The organism is Providencia sp. LY12, from assembly GCF_057621555.1.
In genome coordinates, this window is sequence record NZ_CM172594.1 from 3776557 (window position 1) to 3799607 (window position 23051).

Genomic DNA, 23051 nt, shown 5'->3' on the forward strand with positions numbered 1-23051 from the left:
AGTTAGGTAGGCGGCTATCGCTTACCTAACTCCTTCTCCTGTTCCCATTCGCTTTAAAAACCGCTGCTGATAACGCCACAAGGTTTTGGCATCGACACAGTGATAATCCATACCAAACTGTGCGGCGGTTTGCTGAATAATACGGGCGAGCGCGGGGTAATGCCGGTGGTGCCAATTGGGAAATAAATGGTGGGTAAGATGTAAATTCAGCCCACCGAGCCAATATGTCAGGCACTTCGGCGTGGTTTGCCAATCATAGGTTGTTGAGAATGTATGGGTATAAAACCCTTGCTCCATACGCCCTGAATCTGGCGCGGTATAAAAAGTGGCTTTCGCCCAGTGAGTGCCCAAAATCAGCACCACAAAAATAAATGACGCGAACATTTGGCTAAGCAGATAAACACCCAACAATGTGCCAATACCGATGCCATACGGGGATAACACCCAATAGGGTAATAATATGGCCAAGGCAAGATGCAGGCTCTTACTCAGAAAAAATACCCCAATACCTTTCGCACCTTGATAGCGCATTTTTGGCGCGACGCGGGTGAAATGAAAACGGTCAAACCAATCGTAGCCCCAAATCAGCGCGGGAAACGTCATTGCCGCTATCAACGGCCAATACAAATGCTGCCAACGCATAAACGGATACCAGCGTTGGTATGGAGTTTGGCGCAGTAAAAAATTCTCTTCAATATCCAGATCATAATCACGAACATTAGTATGGGAATGGTGAAAAACAATGTGCCGCACACGCCAACAATCAGGATCTAACCCTAAAGGAATTGTCACCCAAAAGTTCACAATCCGGTTAAGTGCTCCTCGCTGAAAAACGGCGTTATGGGAGGCATCGTGCACCATATTAATCGCCAACAATAAGGCAAAGAAAATAAATAGCGGATAACCCACAAAAAACAGTATTCCACCTTGGGAGCTGAGCATTAGCCCGTAGCTGCCTAAGCACACCAAAATCAGCGTCAAACTCTTGAGATAAACCCTGCCATCGGCAAAGCGGTGATCGCCTTTTTCTTGCAGATACCCCTTCGCCGCTTGCTGCAATGCACGGTGAAAAGCCAAGTCATCCCGCTGGCAAAAAGCGAGGGGCGGTAATGGCTTAGGCTTGTACATCACGTCTATCCACAGGCGTTGTTCCTACGCCCATTAGCACAGCAGCACTGTGCAACCATAATAGCGTACCCACCACTAGCCAGAATGGCGTCAACCAGCCTGCAATGATGATCAATAACAGCATCATGCTAGCCACCACAAACCAGCTCCATTTTCCCCAACCATAACCGCTCGATAAGCCAGACAACGCGACAGTCCCCGCCGCCAGCAGCAGAAATAACCCAATTTGCTCAAGGGTCGTTCCATTAAAACCGTAACCATAGCGATACACATAGCCAATCACCAACGTGAACAACAGCAATGTCCCGCCTACAAGCCCCATTTTTCCAATGTGATAACGAGGCGAATGGGCCGGTTTATTCGTTTTTTTCACACCCAGAATACGCAAGAATGGGCGATTACTGTCTATCAGTGGGTTTTCGGTAGCAGCTTCACCACCGATACCGTATTGATGCGGTGTTTCAGGAGATTCAGAAAACGTCCCAAACAGCTTGTCCCAAATAATAAAGCTACCGCCAAAATTACGATTGGCGTACCCACCCGTTTTTATATGGTGAACCCGATGATGATGCGGCGTCACCATCCATGATTCCAGCCATTTAAAACGGGGAATTAACCCGCTATGGTTAAAAAATTGAATCGTATAATGAAGCACAGATATCGTCATAAAAACAGTGAGCGGCACGCCCATCAACGCCAATAACAGAAAGAACGGAATCGAAGTGAGTGAGGAATACCACGAATTACGTACCCCTAATGAGAGATTAAAATGCTCCCCTTGATGGTGCACCACATGCACGGCCCACAAAAGACGGTAACGATGGTGCAAACGATGTAGCCAATAAAATCCTAAATCCCAAGCAATTAACGTAAACAACCACACCAACCACGTTGGCCAGCTATCGGTAAGACCAAAAGAAAAATGCGTGACCACAAAACCGTAGCAAAATAGTTCTAATCCACGGAACAGCCACAGCATGATATGCCCGGAATTAAGGTTAAAAACCACATCTTGCCAACTGAATGAAACGCGCTTTTGGCGAGCAATAATCAGCGCTTCCACCATCACAATCAACACCATAAAGATAATGGGAAATGTCAGTTCATTCATCGCACTCTCCGTGACGGATTAGCCGCCCATAAGCGAACAACCGTTATCGCTATCCACGCACAAACCGCACCGCCAACCACATCAATAAATAGGTGCCGCTTGAGCATTAAGACAGAAAAAATAATCATCAACGCCCAGAATAGCCACAAGAGGTTTCTCAAAAATTGGCCTTTTCGACACAACGCCCCCCATGCAATTAACGTCAACGATACATGGAGCGAAGGCAGCATATTTTGTGACGTATCCACCTGCAATAACCCGGCAAGTGCCTGCTGAGTCAATCCACTCCCTATATTTTGAGGAAATTCGGCTGTGGTTGGATAAATCAAATACACCGCGCCAGACAACACCGCACAGAGGATCATCTGCCACATTAACGGCTTCACTTTTTCTGCGTAACTCAGCAGATAACCGCAAGGAATAAAAAGGAAAAATGAGAGATAAAGCCATATCGCATTTGGCGAATAACCGATGACATCATCAATTATCGTGGGGGAAATAACGTGCGCGGAGGAATAAATATGCCCCGTCAATGAGTAGATAAACCCAACGCATCCCCAACCTAATAGTAAATACCCCACGCGCTGCCACACTGACATCGACGTTATCATGATACCTCCCGCATGATCCGCCGACGCTTAATTGCCATCTCTGTCACAGGCAAGGCGGTATTGAGCTGCCATTGAAGATGCTCAGTCACTGCGCCTTGCAGTTCAAAGTAGTCAGTTAGTGCTTGCTTACATCCTAATAGTACCGCTTCTTCACAATCCGCGGATAAGGTGAATAACTGCCCCTGTTGATGAAGTCGGTAATCAGTTTCTGTCGGTAACGTATTACACATCACTCGGTTACAGGCGTCCGCAAACAGGGTTATTGGTTCACCTTGTTGATTGGTTAACACCAATTGGTCATCGCTGCGCCCTTCGATGCGTTCAATGGCTATTTGCGCATCACCGCAGGGGCATGGGGTCTCTTTAACGACCAAGATATCATCCAGTTGATAACGCACTATGGGCTGAGTTTGCCGCGTAAAGTCGGTGATAATCGGTGAAAAACGGCGTTCATCAATCCACTGCTTTTCAATATGCAAAAAAGCTTCATTCAAATGCAATGTGCCATGAGGGCAGGTGCAGCCAAGAAAACCTTCCGTCGCTTGGTACACTTCGCCCACATCTGCAAAAACAGTTTTTAGCCGAGCTTTATCATCAGCATTTAGCACTTCTGCCACTGATATCACCCTTTTTGGGGTTAGTGAGCACTCATTTCGTTGCTGGCGCTTTGCAATTTCCACCAGCACCTGTGCAGGAGCAACAATAATGGTAGGCTGCCATTGATTAAGCTCAGCAAGATGCTCATCAAAATCCCCCAGAAGATCGTAAAACTGAAATGAGAGCCAGCGATTATTCACACTTTCATATAAGTTATTGTTTGCACGTAAAAACAATGCAACGCGCTCTCCGGCAAATAATCCATCTGGTAGCATCTTAGCGAGCATGGTTCCCGACCAGCGAGCTTGCTCATTTGGGCTGACCACAAACACCCCACGTTTTCCTGATGTCCCAGACGATAACCCCACACTGAATTTCCCCACTGTCGGGGAAAAATCACGGGAAGATTCGCTCTGTTTTGCGCAGGCAAGCAGCTCATCCACTTTCAGTCCTTGGGTGTTCATGCGGTCAAAATGCTGCATCATCAAGGCTTTGTTCATCACAGGCCACTGAGTAAGTGCTTGCTCACAATATGCCGAAAAATAGGGACTGCGCCGTAAAAAACGCTGCATAAATGCCGATAATTTTCGCTGTTGATATCGTTCTAGCGCTGCGCTATCCGTAAAACGCAGTCGGCGAGCCTGCCAGTAATACCACAGAATTTTCAGCAATTTCACAGCTCGCCCTCATGGCACAGTTGGATCGGGATCTGTCGCTTATCAATCTGATGCAATTTATTGAGCGTGTCGTAATAGGCTTGGCGGTCATCCATAATTAAATTCGCCACCGCCATTGGTCCGCGCAATTCTCGGTAATTCGTTGGTGACCATGCTGCATCCCCCGCCAGCAAGATCCAGCCATCATTCGTCGCCACGCATAACCCAGTATGCCCCGCAGCATGACCCGGTAATGGCACCGCAATTAAGGTTTTTTCTAGGTTTATTGCGTAGCCAAATCCTAATTCGGCTAAGTCTTCAGGGAGCTCAATACGCTCAAAACCTTCATAAAATCGTGCTCTTTCTTCGAAATCTTCAGGGATTAACCCGCGCACAAAGGCTTTACGTAATGCGGAAAACCCTGTTAGATTCCGCGTTTTTTGCCACCCTTCCCCCGAACAGATTAACGGCACAGAAGGAAAATCCCGTAGCCCCGCAATATGGTCGCCATGAAAATGGGAAATAATCACCCCAGTAATATCAGCGGGCGTGATGCCATCTGCCTTGAGCTGAGAAACGAGAGCATCTTTGGTATCAAAATAAACCGGTGTAACCGCTCGATACAGCCGAATGATCCCCTCACGGGTATGGTCATAAAAGTGGTCGGCATACCCCGTGTCAAATAGCCAGCGCTGGTCATGCCCCTCAATCAGCCATGCCCGCGCGGGGAATTTACACGCTTTCATACTCGCACCTTTGAGGGCAACACAGCCGGGATGGGTGCAATATCCCACTTCAAATACCCGAATGTTCATCATGGTTTGCCCTCTTGATTTTCGTTAAGCCATTTTACAGTGCGTGAGATGCCCTCCGCCATGGAATAGCGTGGGATGTAACCGAGCTCTTGTTGAGCGCGTTGATTGTTTAAAATCATCGTAAAATAAGCGGCACCGAGGCTATAACGGGTTAATAACGGTTCTTTTCGCTGCATAATTGCCAATTTTTCTAAGCAGAACGCCACTCCGTATAATAGCGAATAAGGAGCTGATTTAATCTGGCACTCAGTGCCTGTTTGGGCAAATAGCATTTTTAATGTGGTGGCTAACGGTTGAGGATCTTGGTTAGTAATATTAAATATCGAGCCACTTTTTAACGGCTTTTGGGTTGCCAACATCATCGCATCCACCACATTTTCAACGTAGGTCAAATCGAAGGCGTTTTCTCCCCCTGCTGGCAGCACCAATTTGCCATGACGGGCGCGGACTTGCGCCATCAAACGTGGCAATAAAACCCGATCATGCGCGCCAAATAATCCTCGAGGGCGCAAAATCACAAAGGTGGTTAAGGGATAATTCGGCACTATCTTGGCAATTTCTTGCTCGGCAAGGAACTTCGTTCGCGCATAATCATTGGCAAATTGCGTGTTATTCGTTGATTCGAAAATATTGTGCTGGTGGGTAAAATTGAAATAGATTGCAGGGGTGGAGATATGCACAAACCGCTCGATGCCTTGCTCTGCCGCAGTTTGTGCTAAGGTTTTTGTGGCTTGCCAATTAATGGCTTCAAATGCGTCACGCGCACCCCATGGTGCGGACAATGCAGCGCAGTGCCAAATTGCCTGACACCCCGCCATCAATTCCCGCGCGGTTTCCGGTGTTAATGTTGCCAGTTCTACGGGAATAAATGTCGCCCCCGCATCCGTTAATTCCTGACCAATGGCTAAATCACGCCCGCAAGCCACCACCTGATGCCCATCACGTAGCAAGATTTCTGTGGCATTGCGCCCAAGCCCGCTGGTCGCACCTGTGACTAAGATTTTCATGGTATAAGAACCAGTGCGGATAACGCTAAACCGGCTGCGGTTCCTACCAGCATTACGTGGGATTTGCCATAAAAACGGTCGGTAATAATGGCTTCATGCAGCGCGGAAGGAATTGATGCCGCGACTTGGTTGCCGTGTGTGGCATAGATATCGACTAACTGCTCGGCGGTAACACCCAGGCGTTTACGCATATGTTCCAAGGATAAGTGGCTCGCTTGATGGGGAACCACCGTATCAATCTGCGCTAAGCTCACTCCCGCTTGAGACAGTATTCTCTCCATAAAATCCTCAACCATGGCGGATGCCATCTTGAATAGAGGTTTGCCTTTCATGTGGAATAAGAAATCGCTCGGCTCCATCCCTGAACGTGGATTACGACGAGTGCCCCCCGCGCGAATTTCACAGAGATCTAATCCTTCAGGATAGGTTTCCAGACGAAATGCCAAAATGCCGCTATTCCCATCACCGCGCTCAACGAGAGTGCAAGCCGCACCATCCCCAAAAATAAGCGAAGATTCTTCATGCTCCCAGTCGATCCCCCGAGAAGCAATATCCGCAGAGACAATCGCAATTCGGCGATACTGATGGGTAGTGAGTAGCCCACCCGCGATTTGCAACGCCGATAAGTAACTCACACAGCTCGCATTCACATCAAAGCAGGCAATACCCGAATGAAGTGCTGAACTTGCGAGAATATGAGCTGCGCTACAAGGTAGGGCTTGGACAGGAATAGCTGATGCACAAATCAAGGCATCCACTGAAGCAGGGTCAATATTGTGGCGAGTTAATGCATCGTGAATTGCCGCGGCGGCTAATTCCGCTTGGCTATCGGTATTTGATGCATGGTAGCGCCAGCGGATCCCCGAGCGTTTTTCAACGTAACCGTTCGGCTTATTCAGCTGCTTATCCAAATCCATCGACAATATTTTATGTGTGGGTAGTGCGATGCCAGAAGCAATAATTTTCAGTGGCACAAACGTGTTGGGGTTAAGCATTTTTTACCTATTCTTGTAGTTTATTGCTTTATTACCCCTTCATTTACCAAATAACCCGCCATCATGGTATCGGAAAAAGTGCATATAAAATAAATATTGGATAAGTCAGGTTATTTTTCAGCAAATAAATAGGTTTTGCTTTTATTTCAAAGGTGCCGACCCATATTTAATACTCGAGCCACATTGCATGCTGTATTTTCTAAGTTTTCAGCCCCCTGCTTGAGCGCCTCACTCAGCGAAGACAATCTTGGCAGAATACTAAATACCGCCGTTACCCCCTCTTGGTGTAATCCTTCTACCCCATCCCCTAATACACCACTTAATGCAATAACCGGAACCTGATGTTTTGCCGCGAGTCTCGCAATGCCGATGGGCGCTTTTCCTCCTGCGGTCTGCCCATCCATACTACCTTCCCCGATGATCACCAAGTCGGTATCTTGTAAGTGTTGCTCAAACGCTAAAGCGTCCATCACAATCTCAATACCAGATTTAAGCTCACCGCCAAGTAGCGCAGCGGCTGCAACGGCGATCCCCCCCGCCGCGCCGCCACCGGCAAGATAACGATAGTCAGTCCCCGTTAACTGTTGAAGAAGCGCCGCAAACTGGCTTAATCCATTATCCAACTCAGCCACCATTTCTGGCGTTGCTCCTTTTTGTGGACCAAAAACCGCCGCTGAGCCGTGTTCCCCTACCAATGGGTTACTCACATCGCAAGCTATGTCGATTTGGCACTGAGATAACCGCGGGTCAAGTTGCTGAATATCGATATGCGCTATCCGTGAAAGGATATTCCCCGCTATCCCCAGTAATTGATGATTTTCATCATAAAATCGCACGCCCAGTGCCTGCAACATACCGACGCCACCATCCACTGTAGCGCTCCCGCCAATCCCTAGAATAATCCGCTCAACCCCTTGAGCTAGCGCATTGGCTATCAGCTCTCCCGTACCATAGCTGTTCGTCAGCATTGGGTTTCGCTTGGCAATAGGCACTAGCATCAAGCCACTGGCTTGTGCCATTTCAATCACCGCCGTCTTACTTTCAGCTAATAGTCCATAGTAAGCCATGACAGGGAGACCCAAAGGATCTGCCACGGTAACCGATATTTTTTCACCGTGCTGCGCCGCGATCAGCGCATCCACAGTTCCCTCTCCACCATCAGCCACTGGCAGTGAAATATATTGCGCGTCAGGAAACACGCGTTGAAAACCTTTTATCACTGATTGAGCGGCAAGCTCGGCGCTCATGCTCTCTTTAAAAGAATCAGGTGCAATGATAATTTTCATTAATCTGCATTCCTTATTTGCCCGATGTCATATTTATTCTTATTTCTATAAACTATTTAAAATAATACCGATAATCAATAAACAAATCTGTATCTTTATGACGAAGTAAATATAAATCTTTCTCTCGAAACATATTTATGAATAATATATATATAAGTGTAACAGCCCATTACCCAATTCATACTTCATTATTATTTTTTGCGTTATTTTTATAAAAAATAAGTCAGTAATTATCGCCATAAAAAACCAATTAAAACCCAAAAATCCAGATTATTAGACTAATCAAACCAGAATACTCAAACATAAAACCCATAAATCTTTATAACCTTACTCACTAACTGAGTGATCGACATAGCTATTAACTATCGAAAATAGCCTATCAATCCGTCATAAATATTGGTAATTAATTTAACTTAGCGATTAAATACTCCTAAATTGAACCAGTCAATTTTAGATTACTCTCGCCAATTAAAGATAATAATATTTAATTATCTTTGAATACTATTATCTCAATAAAACTCGCATGGAGGGATCATGCTAGCTAATCAACAATTTGATAACCATGAAGTATCCAATTACATTGGTTCATTTCTTAAACGACGACGTAAAGTCGTTGGGCTCACGGGCGCTGAGCTCGCTTCTCGTTTAAGCATCAGCCAACAACAGATTTCTCGCTATGAGCGAGGTGTCAATGCGATTACTATTCAAAATCTTTTGGGAATTTTGCATGCTTTAGAATTAAAAAAGCACGATATTGATGAGTTCCTGCAAAATATTTTTAATTTTTATCATATCGATATTGATATGGAGAAAAAGTTGTTTAACTAGAAATTAATTTTTACTAAACAACTCGTTAGGTATAGAGAGGGTAATGCCTCTCTACCTCTTCTCTCTTTGACTTCCCCGTAATTCCCCTCTATCACCCTCATACTTGTGACAAAATCAACGCCTATAAATCAACTTTGAACATTGCTATGATGGAAAAATTAGCAAATCTTGTGACGGAGATAACGATGAGTATCCAGCGCGACACTATTTTGAGCCATGCGTTAAACCAGTTAGAGCAACAGGGGTTATCTGCCTCGACAGAAAGTTTACTCACTGAAATTGAATCCGATTTTACGACCTTACGCCAATTTTGGCCTGATGATGAAGCCCTCGTTTATGATTCTCTACGCTATCACGGGCAGCAAATTGAAGTGTGGCAGCGCCAAACCTTATTAGATGAGCGACTCAGCCCACAACTAAAACTCATGGCTCGTTATCAACAATTGGCAGAGAAAGTCCGCGAAGGGCGTTTCCCTGGCTGTCTGTTTATTTCTGCCTGCAACTATTACCCAGACCCAGAACACCCTATCCACCAATTAAGCCGCCTGCAAAAATCCAACTCATTCAGCTTTACTAAGCAGCTGCTCGATGAGCTAGATATTGAAGATGCAGAACTCGTCGCCAATCAGATGGAGTTGGTTTTAGAAGGTTGTTTAAATCGCTTGTTGGTTAATCGCGATATCCGTGATGTGGAAATTGCTCAACAGCTTTCTGAGGATATTTTGACTATCGCTCTGTGCCGTAAAAAAGGTGCATTAAGTTAAAATTCGTACACTCGCGCGTTAAACAGGCGTTTTTTGTCGAAAAAGAAAACACTCAGTCAGAAAATGGTTTTTTTTATAAAAAATGCATTGACGAGAACACCCTAATACGGTTTAATGCGCCCCGTTGCCCGGATAGCTCAGTCGGTAGAGCAGGGGATTGAAAATCCCCGTGTCCTTGGTTCGATTCCGAGTCCGGGCACCACTATTTAAAGAACCCGCCCTAGTGGCGGGTTTTTGCTTTCTAGCGAATCACCTCAGTCTTTACTTCTCAAAAACCACTTTCTTCATTCACCACAACCCCCCCTAGAAAATTGCGCGAAATCGTGACTACAGGCTTTTGAGTAAATCTTGACGATATGGCAATGCGGTCATTGCTCCCTTCGCCGTGGTGGCTAATGCGCCACAAATTTGTGCTTGTCCAATAATCATGCCCAGCGTATTTTCATCACACGGCAGACCATAAACCGCCAGCCCTGCTAATAGACCTGCGACAAAGGCATCTCCCGCACCTGTCGTATCAACCACCACCACGGGTCTAGCTGAATAATGCAGAATATCTCCCTGCCAACACACCATCACCCCATTTTTACCTAGAGTCACAAGTAGCAAATCAAAAGAATACTGTGTGGAAAGTTGTGCAATACCTTGCTGAATATCGGTTTTGCCGCTTAAGAAAAATAATTCTTCTTCGGATAACTTCACCACCGAAGCGAAAGTTAACGCTTTATGTAAACATTCACGCAATAGATTTTCATCCTGCCAAAGATCCGTTCGGATATTAGGATCAAAACTAACGCGCCCACCTGCACGACGAATTTTTTCCATAGCATAAAATGTGGTACTACGGCTCGGCTCGGCACTCAGCGCGATAGAGCACGCATGTAGCCATTCATTTTCCTGAAATACCGGTAAATCCTCTATTTCTAAAAAAAGATCCGCTGCGGGACGAACCATAAACGTAAAAGTTCGTTCTCCCTCTTCATCCAGTTCAACCACCACCGTTGATGTACGATGTTGCGGATCCAACTTCATATAGTCAGTATCCACTCTCTCTTGATCTAGCGTGCGGCACATAAAGCGGCCAAAAGGATCATCTCCGACACGACCAATAAATCCACTTTGTCCATCAAGGCGAGCTACCCCAGCCGCCACATTCGCAGGCGCACCACCCGGCATCTGAAGTAAGCAGCCTTCTCTTTCGGGGATCAAATCAACAACAGCATCACCGAGAACCCACACTTTATCGGTCATAAATTACTCCACAAGCAATATTGAAAATAGTCAGTATGATTAAATTGAATCCCTTGGTAACCAAGGCGATGAAATATAGACAGTTTCTCGATGCGTCTCCCCGTTAATGATATGTAGCGCACTGCGCTTACCAATCTCATAATGTGGAAGTTGTACCGTCGAAAGCGGTGGAATAAATAATTCACCGATCCCAACCATATTGTCGTAACCCACAACGGCGACATCTTTTGGGATTTTCAATCCATTCTCTAACAAGATCTGATAAACGATGAATGCGATCCGATCGTTTCCACAAATAACTGAATCAAAACCCGCTTTTCCATAGTGGATCTGCTTGCGTACAATCTCAGGAATATCAGCATAATTTTCTGTACTTAAAAAATGATGAGATAACGCATCCGCATTAATTCCATGTTCTTCACAAGCGCGCTTAACCCCAAGAGCTCGACGGAGAGTCGCTGGGTGGTTGGCAGGGAGATATAAACATAGCGGTTGGCGGTAACCTGCATTTAATAGCGCTTTCACCGCGTTATATTGGCCATCTTCATCATCGGGTACATAGCTGGCCGTTGGTACATTTAGGCTTTCACAGTTAGCGAGTACTAATGGTACCTTCATCATGTGCTTGGTAATTTCAACCTGCCTAAGCCCCATTGCCGTGTAAATAATGCCATCCGGGCGATGAGAAAAAAGTAAGCTTGCGATGGCTTCAGGATCATCACCTTCTAGCATATTCACCACATAGCTATTCCAACCGTGTGAACGCGCCGTTTCTTCAATAGACAGCGTGATATCGACAGAAAAAGGAGACGTCGCCGTATCTAGCGCCAATACCCCAATCGTTCGAGGTTTTTGCCCTGACCGTGTACCGCGGATCATCCGAGCAGAAAGATCAGGTGTATAACCCGTTTCATTAATAGCTTTTTGAATGCGCTCTAATGTCTCTTTTTTCAGCTTTTCAGGATTATTGATAGCCCTTGAGACCGTCATCATTGAAACGCCCGCCAGCTTTGCGACATCTTTTAAGAGTACCATTTTGCCCTCTTTACTCTATTTTCAACGTCTTTGTTTTCAACGTCTTTGGTTCCAACGTCTTTTCGTCGGAGTATATCAACCAATAAATCGCCACATGATTGCGAGAATAAGAAACCTGTGACATCCCTCACATACCGCCAATGTTAATGTTAACATTGGTGATTAACATCATATTTATGCACTATGCCGTCTTTTACAAAGTGAATGTTAACATTAACAATATAGACATTCTGACAGTAGGAGAATATCTATGGGCAAAAAAACACGCGCTAACATGCATGCCTATCTCACATTAAGTGGTTTGTTATTTACTTTCTTTTGGACATGGTCATCCGTGTTTTCCTTGGTATCTCTGTGGCTCAGCCAAAAAATTGGCCTAAAGGGCACCGATACGGGCATTATTTTTTCTGTTATCAGCCTAACCGCATTTTGTGCACAACCTCTTTATGGGTTTATTCAAGACAGGCTTGGCTTACGCAAAAATCTATTATGGTTTCTGGGTGGATTGCTATTAATCAGCGGACCTTGGTTTATTTTTGTCTGTACCCCCTTATTAAAATGGAACATTTTTGCGGGAGCGGCGGCGCTGGGAATTTATGTTGGCGCGACTTTCTTTGCCGGTATTGGCGCACTTGAATCCTATACTGAACGCGTCAGCCGCATCGCGAGTTTTGAATATGGTCGTGCCCGTATGTGGGGTTCACTGGGCTGGGCAGGCGCCACCTTTTTTGCAGGGTTATTATTTAATATCGACCCCAATTTAAACTTTGCTATGGGTTCTGCCAGCGCACTTCTGTTCATCATTCTGTTATGGCGTTTGCGCAACGTTCGCCCCCATACAATGAATGAGCTTGAGTTCGGAAAAACTCAGTCGCTGACTATCACTGATGCGCTGGGATTATTACGCATGCGCTCATTTTGGTCTTTGGTGATCTTTGTCTGCGGGGTAAGTGTTTATAACGTCTACGACCAACAATTTCCGGTCTATTTTGCCTCGTTGTTTGCAAGCCAAAACGAAGGCAACGAGATGTTTGGCTACTTAAACTCGCTTCAGGTCTTTTTAGAGGCAGGTGGTATGTTCTTAGCACCTTTCCTCGTCAATCGTATTGGTGCCAAACGTGGTCTGCTTTTGAGTGGCGTGATCATGGCGCTGCGTATTCTAGGTTCGGGGCTTGCTGACGATGCAATCACGATTTCATTTATGAAGCTGCTACATGCGGTTGAACTCCCTATCCTATTAATTTCATTATTTAAATACATTACATCCGTATTTGATAAACGTTTATCTGCAACCATCTACTTAGTGGGTTTCCAGTTTGTAGCGTCGCTCTGCGCCTCATTCTTATCCCCGCTCGCAGGGTACAGCTATGACACATTAGGCTTTGCAGATACCTATATGATCCTCGCCGCTATCGTCATTTTGATGACGATAATTTCAAGTGTCCTTCTGCAATCAGAGGACGCATCAACCGTCAATCGTATGACAACATCGAAAAAAACGGTGGAACTATGAACCAAAAACTTCAGCAAGCACAATTTGCTCTTGAGCAGCTTACAGCTCAACGTGGAAACACCTATTACCCTGACTTCCATCTTGCTCCGCCCGCCGGCTGGATGAATGATCCCAATGGTTTGATCTACTTTGATGGGTTATATCACGCATTTTATCAACATCACCCAATGAGTGCTGATTGGGGGCCAATGCATTGGGGTCACGCCACCAGTCACGACATGATCCATTGGCAACATCAGCTTATCGCCCTAGCACCTGGTGATGATTATGATCGTGATGGCTGTTTTTCAGGTTGTGCCGTAAATGATAATGGAACCCTTTCACTCATTTATACAGGGCATGTGTGGCTAAAAGATGCTGGTGACGATAGCGCTATCCGTGAAGTTCAATGTTTAGCAACCAGTACTGACGGTATTCACTTTGAAAAACAAGGTATTGTGCTAACGCCTCCCGATGGCATCATGCATTTCCGTGATCCTAAAATTTGGCAAGAAAATGGCACTTGGTGGATGGTATTAGGTGCTCGAGACGCGGCAAATTGTGGACAAACGTTGCTTTATAAGGGAAATTCACTACGCGAATGGCAACTTGATCGAATCCTCGCCCATGCGGATGTCGATGGTGGCTATATGTGGGAATGCCCAGATTTCTTCCCGTGTGGCGACCACCACTATTTGATGTTTTCACCGCAAGGTATTCAACAAAATACAGGTTATCAGTATCGTAATCGCTTCCAATCCGGCGTGATCCAAGGTCACTGGCAGCAAGGAAGCGCCTTTATACAAAGCCAAAAATTTACTGAACTGGATAATGGACACGATTTCTACGCACCACAATCATTCACGGCAGCGGATGGGCGACGTGTCATTATGGCTTGGATGGATATGTGGGAATCTGCTATGCCATCCAAACAAGAAGGCTGGGCAGGCTGCTTAACCCTACCACGCGAGTTATTTGTACGAGATGGGCATTTATGCCAACGTCCAGTGATTGAAGCCAAATCACTGCGCCAGCAGAGCCAACTCATTGAGCCTCACTCGGTTAGTCAAACAGAAGTGCTATTCGAACATTCCAGCGCCATCGAGTTAGAGCTTGTTTGGGATAGAAACCAAAGTAATGCTGAACGATATGGCATAGCGCTAGGTAATAAGGTAGGCGATGGATTAGAGCTGTATATTGATAGCCAATCTCAGCGCTTAGTGCTCTGGCGGCACTACCCAGAATATGAGCTGGACGGTTATCGCAGCATTCCATTACCCGCAAACGATAAACTTTCATTGCGTATTTTTATTGACCGCTCCTCCGTTGAGGTCTTTGTCAACGATGGTGACGCCGCAATGTCTAGCCGCATTTATCCCCAACCTAATGAACGCAAGCTAATGTTATTTGCTTCTCATGGTAGCGCGGTTATTTCTGAAGGAACGCTTTGGCAGCTCAAATAATGATTGAGCCGGAATTGGGATAAACAAAATCGCCTTGTGATGTGCTTTATCACAAGGCGTTTTTAATCCTTTAGACTCTGACTGAGACCCGTCTCATTTTTATATTCTTAGCTTAAACAGATAAGTATTATTATCGACCTTATAAGTCATTCACATCAAAAAACTCTCGGAAAACCTGCATAAAATACGGCTTTAACGTATAATCAACGCTGTTGAGCTTTTGCTCACTTCACACAGTGTCGATATCATCATAAATAACACGCGAACCCAGACTAAAATGGGCTTTTGATACTCTATTGATCAGGTGAGATATGCTGGATTTTCTAAAGAATTATGACAACTTAACCGTCAGTGAAAAAAAAGTATTAAAATATCTTACCGATAATATTGCCGATATTCCCTACTTGAATATTAATGAATTAGTCGCCAAAACGTTTGTCTCTAAGACTGTCATTATTAATTTGTCCCAGAAATTAGGCTTTAGTGGGTTTAAAGAACTCAAGTTTCAAATTAATAACCATATCCTTTCACAAAATAAAGCGGAAAAAAATAACCCTGCGTCGTATAAAAAGCAGCTTGAAAATAATATTCATAAAACCTTCACCCTGATTAATGAAGAGCAAATTCGCGACTGTGCAAAAACATTACGCGGCTCGCGTAATATCTTTTTAGTGGCACGTGGCACCAGTAAAGCCGTCGGTTATTATCTTGAACACCTGCTCTTCTCTCTTGGATTACACTGCTTTTTTATCAACGATTACAATCTCTCCGACTCTTTTACTCGCCTAGTCAACCAAAATGATACGGTGATTTTTATCTCGCTATCCGGCGGAACTAAAAAAATCATTGAAACCGCTAAAATCGTGCAATTGAAAGAGGCCAACATCATCAGTATGACCGCCTTTCACACAAACGAACTCACCGCCTACGCCAATAACACCCTTTTCTGCTTCGCGGATAGCTATGACACTAAACGGGATGATTCAAAATCCAGAACCGGATTTTTCATTCTGGTGGATTTATTAATTAATGAATTGGAAAACCTGCTGTAAATAAACTCCCTCTCACCTTATTTATTTAGCTTAAGGTTAATTGAGTGCTTTTCATTCAATTAATTTTGTTATTCTTCAAATAATTATTTATTTAAAAAATCATCAACACATTGATGACAAAATCATTATTAATATGATTTTAAAAGCTTTATTTAATTTTAATGACCTAGGTCTTAACCTGTGACCTGAGATAATATTTAAAACCGTAACATCATTTCATTTAAAAAACCCAGTGCTAGTATTCCAGTTAATTTCAATAATTCTTCGTCATTAGGAAAAAATATGGCTAAAAGAAAATTCGGTGAGTCAATCCAGCGCTTTGGTAGGACACTGCTCCTGCCAATCGGGGTTCTGGCTCCAATTGGTATGATACTGGGGATCAGTGGTGCATTAGTTCAAACCTACATGATTGCTCGATTCCCTTTCCTCGGCAATGAAACCGTTAACGCATTACTTGTCAGCATCCGTTCTATTGCGGGCGTTATCTTCGACAACATCCCATTACTGTTCGCTATGGGGGTTGCCTACGGCATGAGCCAGCGTGATAAGGGGATCGCGGTCTTCGCCTCCGTTGTCGGTTACCTTTCGTTGATTATCACCATGAACATTTGGTTGGTACTCACGGGTAAACTGGCGGATCCGGCGATTATGGGTCAAGTGGGACAAATTAAAGTTTTAGGTATTCAAACCTTAAACATCAGTGCCGCTGGGGGGATTATTACAGGGTTAATTGGTGCATGGGCCACCGATAAATTCTACAACCTCGAGCTACCGACTGCCTTCGCCTTCTTCTCAGGTAAAAAATCGGTTGCGATCATCATGGTCGGTTTAATGATCATGGTCGGTGGAACATTACCGTTTATCTGGGAAGTCTTAGTACAAGGCTTGATGAAGCTTTCTGCCGTCTTCCTAAGTCCTGTCGGTCCATTCTTTACCGCAGGGGGTGAACGTCTGTTTATTCCATTCGGGTTACACCATGTTTGGAACGTTCTGTTTAGATTTACCGAAGCCGGTGGTACCTATGTTATTGATGGACAAACTTTTGTCGGTGTCGTTCCAGCCTTAACGGAAGTGTTATTTAAGCAAGGTCCAAGCAGTGAATACTGGGCAATGATGCCAAGCCTGACGCGCTTTATGGCGCAGCAACAAATGCTGGTGACGCTGTTCCTGTTCCCTGCCATTGCATTAGCTATTTATAAAACATCGAAAAAAGAGAACCGTGCTGAAGTTAAATCGATGTTGGTGACCATGGTATTAACCGCGATGCTCGGTAACGTGACCGAACCACTCGAATTTACCTTCGTGTTTATCGCACCGCTGCTGTACTTAATCTATGCCATCATCGTCGGTATTGGTGCAGTGTTACTGTCATTCGCTGGGGTTGCTATCGGGTATATCCGTGGAACCGTGTTTGACTTCACTATCTTCGGTCTGCTGTACGAGCACACTAACTGGATATTCTTAGTGCTGATTGGTGGCGGTTTAGCGGTAGTGACTTACTTCATCTTCTACTGGGCGATTATCAAATTTGATATCAAAACCCCAGGTCGTGAAGAGTCGAGCAACCTGAAAAATACCTTAATTAAAGAAAAACGTTATGGCGAAATCGCTGAGATCCTTGTTGAAGCCTTAGGCGGTAAAGAGAACATTCGTAACGTAGATAACTGTATTACCCGTATGCGTATTGATGTCGCAGAAGTGAATAAAATTGATAAAGATTTAATGTTGGAATCAGGATGTACCGCATTCTTCTTTCCATCGGCAAACCACGTCCACGTCGTTTATGGACCGAAAGTTGAATTTGTTCGCAACGCTGTTGATGAGTTCATGAAGAAATAAAAGGATATATGATGAGAGCCTTATATGATTCTAAGAGTAAAACCATCGATGACCGCGGTATAAAAGCCCTGTTATCGGATGAAGCCAAATACAATACTTGGCTGATGTTTGAATCCATGTTAGCTCAAGCGCAAGCTGAAGCGGGATTCATTCCCCAATCAGCGGCCGATGAAATTAAAGAAAAAGCGGTTATTGAGAACATTGATTTTGAAGAGATGAGCCGCATTTACCAAAAAATTGGGCATGGCTTCGTTCCCTTCTTGAAAGTCTTGGTGAATGCGTGTTCTGAAGAGAGTGGTAAATACATCCATTACGGAATTACCACCCAAAATATTCAACAAAGCTCGCAGCTGTACATGATGAAAACGGTACATAATAAATTTATGCTGCTGTTAAGTGAGATCATCGAAAACTTGTCGGGTCTAGCTGAAAAAACGAAGCATATGGTGATGCCGGGCAGAACTCATGGACGCCACGCTATCCCAATTACTTACGGGTACAAAGTGTCCGTGTGGATCAGCGATTTCATCGACTGCTACCAGCGTATGAAAGAGTGTGAAAAGCGCGTATTTACCATCATGATGGGTGGCGCTGTGGGTGCGTTTAACTCCATGCCGGGGATTGGTTTAGAAGTACAAAAACGCGTTGCTGAACTGACCGGCATGCACGCAATGGAAGTCCCATCGCGTAACCTAAGCACCCATAAACTCGAGTACATGGCGAACTTAGCGCTGATGGCGAATATCTGCCATAAAATTGGGGAAGAAGTTTACAGTACGACGCTGGAAGAGATAGCGGAAGTGTCAGAAGGCTTCACCAAAGGTACGGTGGGCAGCAGCACCATGCCACACAAAATCAACCCGAAACTGGCGAAAGGGATTATTGCTAACTCCCAAAAACTGTATTCGTTACCGAGTGTTGGGATGTATTCTGCCGTCAGACCGTATGAAGGTGATAGCAGCTCTTATATGTTATTCGATGGGCTTATCGAAGAAGCGCTGGAACTGACCACTGAAATTTTATTAAGAACCGAAGAGCTTTCGAGAACCCTGGTACCTCACGAAGAGAGAATGCTGCATAACGTTCTGAGAAATAAAGGGTTAGATAATACTGAATACGTAATGATGAAAATGGCTGAGAAGCTAGGTAAAGATAAAGCACACTCATTACTGTATGAAGAAGCGATCAAAACCGCAGCGGATGGAGAGGATTTCTACACTAACCTCACCAAAAACGAAACCATTACGGCGGCATTTAGTAATGATGAAATCAAAGCGATGCTAGACCCACGTTCGTATATTGGTTTGTCCGTTGAAATCGCAGAAAAAGAAGCGAAACGTGGTTTAGCCGCAGCCCAAGAAATTAAGCAGCTTTATCAGTAATTATTCGCTTAATAATTTAACTTAGACCTGTTCTTTGAAGCCGCCATTTTAAAACAATGGCGGCTTTTTTTGGTTATAAAAATATGAATATTGCTAAATAATAGAAAAATAATTCATTACTTTTAATTAGTCATTAATACTTAAAAAATAATTAGCAAGAATGACTGTTAATAAATAACACGAATTTGTTATCACAACTGATTTATTCTCAATAAATTTATCTAAATTTTAATTCTTGTATTCAAAAGCAAAAATTAATTTAATTCCCCACGTAGAACTATCATTCAATTTGTTCTTTTCACGTTCTATTAATCTACATTTCATGTGATTAGCTAGTCAATAAATCTACTTTTTAGATAAATAAAAAGATTTTGAGATGGCGCTCAAGTATTTATTTTTATAAAACACAGATTATCTTTGCGATTCTGTTTTTGATTCTTAATGATGTTTTTTGATTGATAACAAAGGTATCAGAATGAACAAAGCACATAAATTTTCGTCATCTTCTCGTTATAAAAATAAAGCTGCAATAAATAAAAATATTTTTCAGCTTTCTATTATTACTTCTGCGCTATTATTTTCCGGCTATACGCTGGCTTACTCTGAAACAGGGCAACTCGGTGATAAAAATAGTTGGGAAAGCCAAGAATATAAAAATGACTGGGGTTTAGCCGCCATGAATGCCTCCAGTGCTTATGCGCTGGGATATCATGGACAAGGCGCTAAAATTGGCGTAATGGATTCAGGCGCGTTGTTATCTCACCAAGAGCTAAGTGGCTCTCGCTTCCATGCGGTCAAAGCCAAAGGTGAATACGGCTCCACAGGGATGCGTTATCCTCAAGAATTAGGCGGCCACTATGAAAAAGGCCAAGCCTTCGATGTGACTGGAGATTGGATCAAAGGCGTGAATGACACTCACGGTACCCACGTGACAGGTACCGTCGGTGCTAACCGTGATGGCGAAGGTATGCACGGCGTTGCCTGGGGTTCCGATGTGTATGTGGGTAACACAGGTGCCACCGACAGCAATAACTATGGTCCTTATCAAGATTACCAATATTTCTATACTGGCTGGAAAGCCATGGTGGATGCTGGCGCCCAAGTGATCAATAACAGTTGGGGTACCAACCCAAGAATTATTGATGCAGGAAAAACAGTCGGTCCTGATGGCGGTAACACCACGGTACATTTACCCGTTGATACCACCCAACAAACTGAGTACGAATATTTCTATTTCAAAAAAATCTACGGGGATAACCCATCCTTTGTAGATGCCGCCTATGATGCCGTGAAAGGCACCAATGTTGTTCAAGTCTTCACCACAGGTAACCGTGATTTTAAAAACCCGTACTACCGCCCTCTTTACCCTTATTTCAATCCACAAGCAGAGAAACATTGGATTGCGGTTGCAGGGTTAAAACAGACGGCAGATAAAACAGGCTATGAAATTGAGGGTATGTTTAACGAGGCGGGAAATGCCAAATGGTGGACCGTCGTTGCCCCTAGCCGCTATATCTACTCCAGCGTCGTAGATGCTGACGGCAATCCGGGTTGGGATACCTTTAGCGGAACATCAATGGCAGCACCACACGTCACTGGTGCCATGGGCGTTTTAATGTCTCGTTATCAATCCATGAATGCCCTGCAAGTTCGTGATGTGATGTTCACGACTGCCAACCGTTATAACCCAGATGGCAGCCTCTATAAAGGCTGGACATCCGCGGATGGCGTACCTGATGAGCGCTATGGTTGGGGTACTCCTGATCTCGAAAAAGGTATGTATGGCCCAGGTCAATTCTTAGGTAAATTCGAATACCAACTGGATGCTGTCCCACTTGATGTCTGGACAAATGACATTAGCCAAGCGGCGTTAGATCAGCGTGAAACCGAAGATTTGGCATGGTTAGCCGATTATAAAGCCCACGGTATCGATGCTGGTGGCGATTATAATCTTGGTACCGATTTTGTAGTCAATGATGGCAATCCAGACCCAACTTCTCATATTGTCGATAAAGAAGATGCTAAAAAATGGCGTCAGGAATATTACCAAAAACGCGCTGAGGCCATTCAAGCCAAAATCGATGCAGGTTTGTATGATGGCGCTCTAGTCAAAGCGGGTGAAGGCACATTGGTGATGACGGGGGATAACACCTACCGTGGCGGTACAACCGTCGAACAAGGTTCTCTGTACGGTTTTACTGAATCCTTTGGTACTGCTGACGTGAATGTTAACGGCGGCACAATTAGCGTGCTTAATCGTTATAACGACAAATTTACTCAAAAAGGTCAGTTAGTCTCCAATGAAAGCCATAAAGCCAATATCAACATCAACGATAAAGGAACCTATTTAGTCACTGCAGGTCATGATGTGAATGTCGGTAATATGACCTTAAATCAAGGCGCTAAACTGGATGTTGCTGCCGATAACATTGGGCAACTGAAAGATGTTTATCTTAATGATAATTCAATCCAAGGTACGGTTAACGCAGATAATTTAGCCGACAACCGCGCTAAAACCAAAATGCTCGCAGCAAATGCCAATAATGCTGCCGCAGATGACTATGCGTTATTCCAAAAAGACGTTTCCGTAAAAGATAACACCATTACGGGCTCTTTAAGCAAAAAAGCGGATACCTCATTTGCTTCATTTGCCAATAATGAGAATGGTCGTTCGATTGCTAATGCACTAGAAAGTAACGCTAAAGGTCAGCTGTTTGATGCAACGCTACCGATGAGCGAACGTGACCTTCGAGACACTTATCAATCACTCGGTAGCGATATGTACCTGAATGCGAATAATGCCAGCGTCGTGAACGTATTAGGTCTAACTCGTACCGTGAAAGATCAGGCTATCGGCGTGGGTCATGGTCGCTATGCTAACCTTGAAAATAGCAATGCACGCATTTGGATGACAGGTGTTGGTCAATGGGGCAACCTTGACTATGGCTACAGCAATATGGATACCGATTTCTATGCAGCATTAGTGGGTGCAGAAATTGATGTCGCTGAGCACACCAAAGCGGGACTGTTCTTTGGGGCGGGTTCATCTAAATACAAAGCCCATGAGTACGGTAAAATTGACAGCAATGACCTGCATGTCGGTGCCTACGGCGTATCCAATATCAAGGATGTGGCTGCGGTTAACTATGGTGTAACTCATACAAACCAAGACAGAGATGCGAAACGTACACTGTGGGTAGGTCAAGAGTCAGGTTATAACTCCACCAGCTATGATGCAAAAATCACGCAATTCTTCGTGGAAGGTGCTTATACCCAACTGAATAATGACCGATATTCTGTTGAGCCTTATGCTGGATTTAACTGGCTGCATGTCACCAGCGATAATCTGCATGAGCAAGTCGGCAATATGCAATTCACCACCAAAACAGATAACCAAGATATCCAAGTTGGTACCGTTGGTTTACGTGGTGGCTATCCATTCAGCGCGGGTAATGTGAATCTCACACTGAAAGGTGACGTATCTGCCAGCCATTTATTTGGCGATACTCGCCCAGAAGCGATGTTGTTCCTATCAGACACTGGCGAAGCCAAAATTCGTGGTGGCAAGTTAGATAACTTATTCGGTGTAGGCTTAGGGGTTGATGCTCAGCTGAATAAATCCACGACTTTCGGAGTGTCTTACCAAGGTCAATATAACAGTGATGTCAGTTCAAGCGGTGTGAATGCCACATTAAAAATTAACTTTTAATTCAATTAATTAAAAAAGGTAGGAATCAAT

The 23051-nt window shown here is 44.4% G+C and carries 18 protein-coding genes and 1 tRNA gene; 9 read left to right on the forward strand and 10 right to left on the reverse strand.

The window, feature by feature from the left end:
• Positions 1–21 precede the first annotated feature (21 nt).
• The 8 genes from ACY3ZI_RS17945 to ACY3ZI_RS17980 all read right to left on the reverse strand — a co-directional run bounded on the left by ACY3ZI_RS17945 (position 22) and on the right by ACY3ZI_RS17980 (position 8206).
• Positions 22–1128, reverse strand: a complete 1107-nt coding sequence (locus ACY3ZI_RS17945) for a fatty acid desaturase family protein (protein ID WP_211887017.1) — start codon at positions 1126–1128, stop codon at positions 22–24.
• Complete coding sequence (locus ACY3ZI_RS17950; RefSeq protein ID WP_211887016.1) at positions 1115–2239, reverse strand: sterol desaturase family protein; 1125 nt, start codon at positions 2237–2239, stop codon at positions 1115–1117. The genes ACY3ZI_RS17945 and ACY3ZI_RS17950 overlap by 14 nt, the downstream gene beginning before the upstream one ends.
• Positions 2236–2850 carry a phosphatase PAP2 family protein gene (locus tag ACY3ZI_RS17955; RefSeq protein WP_211887015.1) on the reverse strand — a complete coding sequence of 205 codons (615 nt, stop codon included), beginning with the start codon at positions 2848–2850 and terminating at the stop codon, positions 2236–2238. Before ACY3ZI_RS17955 ends, ACY3ZI_RS17950 begins: the two co-directional genes overlap by 4 nt.
• Entirely contained in the window at positions 2847–4124 is a 1278-nt protein-coding gene (locus tag ACY3ZI_RS17960; RefSeq protein ID WP_487375614.1) for a F390 synthetase-related protein, read from the reverse strand. The genes ACY3ZI_RS17955 and ACY3ZI_RS17960 overlap by 4 nt, the downstream gene beginning before the upstream one ends.
• On the reverse strand, positions 4121–4921 hold the full coding sequence (locus ACY3ZI_RS17965) for an MBL fold metallo-hydrolase (protein ID WP_487375615.1): 801 nt from the start codon (positions 4919–4921) through the stop codon (positions 4121–4123). The genes ACY3ZI_RS17960 and ACY3ZI_RS17965 overlap by 4 nt, the downstream gene beginning before the upstream one ends.
• On the reverse strand, positions 4918–5925 hold the full coding sequence (locus ACY3ZI_RS17970) for an NAD-dependent epimerase/dehydratase family protein (RefSeq protein ID WP_211887011.1): 1008 nt from the start codon (positions 5923–5925) through the stop codon (positions 4918–4920). Before ACY3ZI_RS17970 ends, ACY3ZI_RS17965 begins: the two co-directional genes overlap by 4 nt.
• Positions 5922–6920, reverse strand: coding sequence for a 3-oxoacyl-[acyl-carrier-protein] synthase III C-terminal domain-containing protein (locus ACY3ZI_RS17975; RefSeq protein ID WP_487375616.1), 999 nt, complete (start codon positions 6918–6920; stop codon positions 5922–5924). Before ACY3ZI_RS17975 ends, ACY3ZI_RS17970 begins: the two co-directional genes overlap by 4 nt.
• 146 nt (positions 6921–7066) lie before the next feature.
• Positions 7067–8206 (reverse strand): glycerate kinase family protein, encoded by a 1140-nt coding sequence (locus tag ACY3ZI_RS17980; protein WP_211887009.1) that lies wholly within the window; start codon positions 8204–8206, stop codon positions 7067–7069.
• A 534-nt stretch (positions 8207–8740) separates the two neighbouring features.
• Between ACY3ZI_RS17980 and ACY3ZI_RS17985 the strand changes: the two genes are divergently transcribed.
• The 3 genes from ACY3ZI_RS17985 (at position 8741) to ACY3ZI_RS17995 (ending at position 10000) form a co-directional block, all read left to right on the forward strand.
• The gene (locus ACY3ZI_RS17985; protein WP_036949597.1) at positions 8741–9034 is read left to right on the forward strand and encodes a helix-turn-helix domain-containing protein; all 294 of its coding nucleotides are present in this window, start codon (positions 8741–8743) and stop codon (positions 9032–9034) included.
• 191 nt (positions 9035–9225) lie between these two features.
• Positions 9226–9798: a division control transcriptional repressor DicD gene (dicD, locus tag ACY3ZI_RS17990; protein ID WP_432206743.1), complete on the forward strand. Its 573-nt coding sequence runs from the start codon at positions 9226–9228 to the stop codon at positions 9796–9798.
• 126 nt (positions 9799–9924) lie between these two features.
• Positions 9925–10000: transfer RNA gene (locus ACY3ZI_RS17995), tRNA-Phe, on the forward strand.
• A 125-nt stretch (positions 10001–10125) separates the two neighbouring features.
• Here the strand turns inward: ACY3ZI_RS17995 and ACY3ZI_RS18000 are convergent.
• Positions 10126–11049 (reverse strand): aminoimidazole riboside kinase, encoded by a 924-nt coding sequence (locus tag ACY3ZI_RS18000; protein ID WP_487375617.1) that lies wholly within the window; start codon positions 11047–11049, stop codon positions 10126–10128.
• A 39-nt stretch (positions 11050–11088) separates the two neighbouring features.
• On the reverse strand, positions 11089–12084 hold the full coding sequence (locus ACY3ZI_RS18005) for a LacI family DNA-binding transcriptional regulator (RefSeq protein ID WP_487375618.1): 996 nt from the start codon (positions 12082–12084) through the stop codon (positions 11089–11091).
• Positions 12085–12334: 250 nt separating this feature from the next.
• On the opposite strand from ACY3ZI_RS18005, the gene ACY3ZI_RS18010 reads away from it, so the two are divergent.
• From ACY3ZI_RS18010 to pta, 6 genes are all read left to right on the forward strand, one after another.
• Positions 12335–13597 (forward strand): MFS transporter, encoded by a 1263-nt coding sequence (locus tag ACY3ZI_RS18010; protein WP_036949587.1) that lies wholly within the window; start codon positions 12335–12337, stop codon positions 13595–13597.
• Positions 13594–15039, forward strand: a complete 1446-nt coding sequence (locus ACY3ZI_RS18015) for a glycoside hydrolase family 32 protein (RefSeq protein WP_487375619.1) — start codon at positions 13594–13596, stop codon at positions 15037–15039. Before ACY3ZI_RS18010 ends, ACY3ZI_RS18015 begins: the two co-directional genes overlap by 4 nt.
• Before the next feature lie 311 nt (positions 15040–15350).
• Entirely contained in the window at positions 15351–16091 is a 741-nt protein-coding gene (locus ACY3ZI_RS18020) for a MurR/RpiR family transcriptional regulator (RefSeq protein ID WP_036949583.1), read from the forward strand.
• 282 nt (positions 16092–16373) lie between these two features.
• A complete protein-coding gene (locus ACY3ZI_RS18025; protein ID WP_006658525.1) occupies positions 16374–17930 on the forward strand; it encodes a PTS transporter subunit EIIC in 1557 nt (518 codons plus the stop codon).
• Between the two features lie 11 nt (positions 17931–17941).
• The gene (locus ACY3ZI_RS18030; protein WP_154627830.1) at positions 17942–19312 is read left to right on the forward strand and encodes a class-II fumarase/aspartase family protein; all 1371 of its coding nucleotides are present in this window, start codon (positions 17942–17944) and stop codon (positions 19310–19312) included.
• 475 nt (positions 19313–19787) lie between these two features.
• On the forward strand, positions 19788–23021 hold the full coding sequence (gene pta, locus ACY3ZI_RS18035; RefSeq protein ID WP_487375620.1) for an autotransporter Pta: 3234 nt from the start codon (positions 19788–19790) through the stop codon (positions 23019–23021).
• Positions 23022–23051 lie beyond the last annotated feature (30 nt).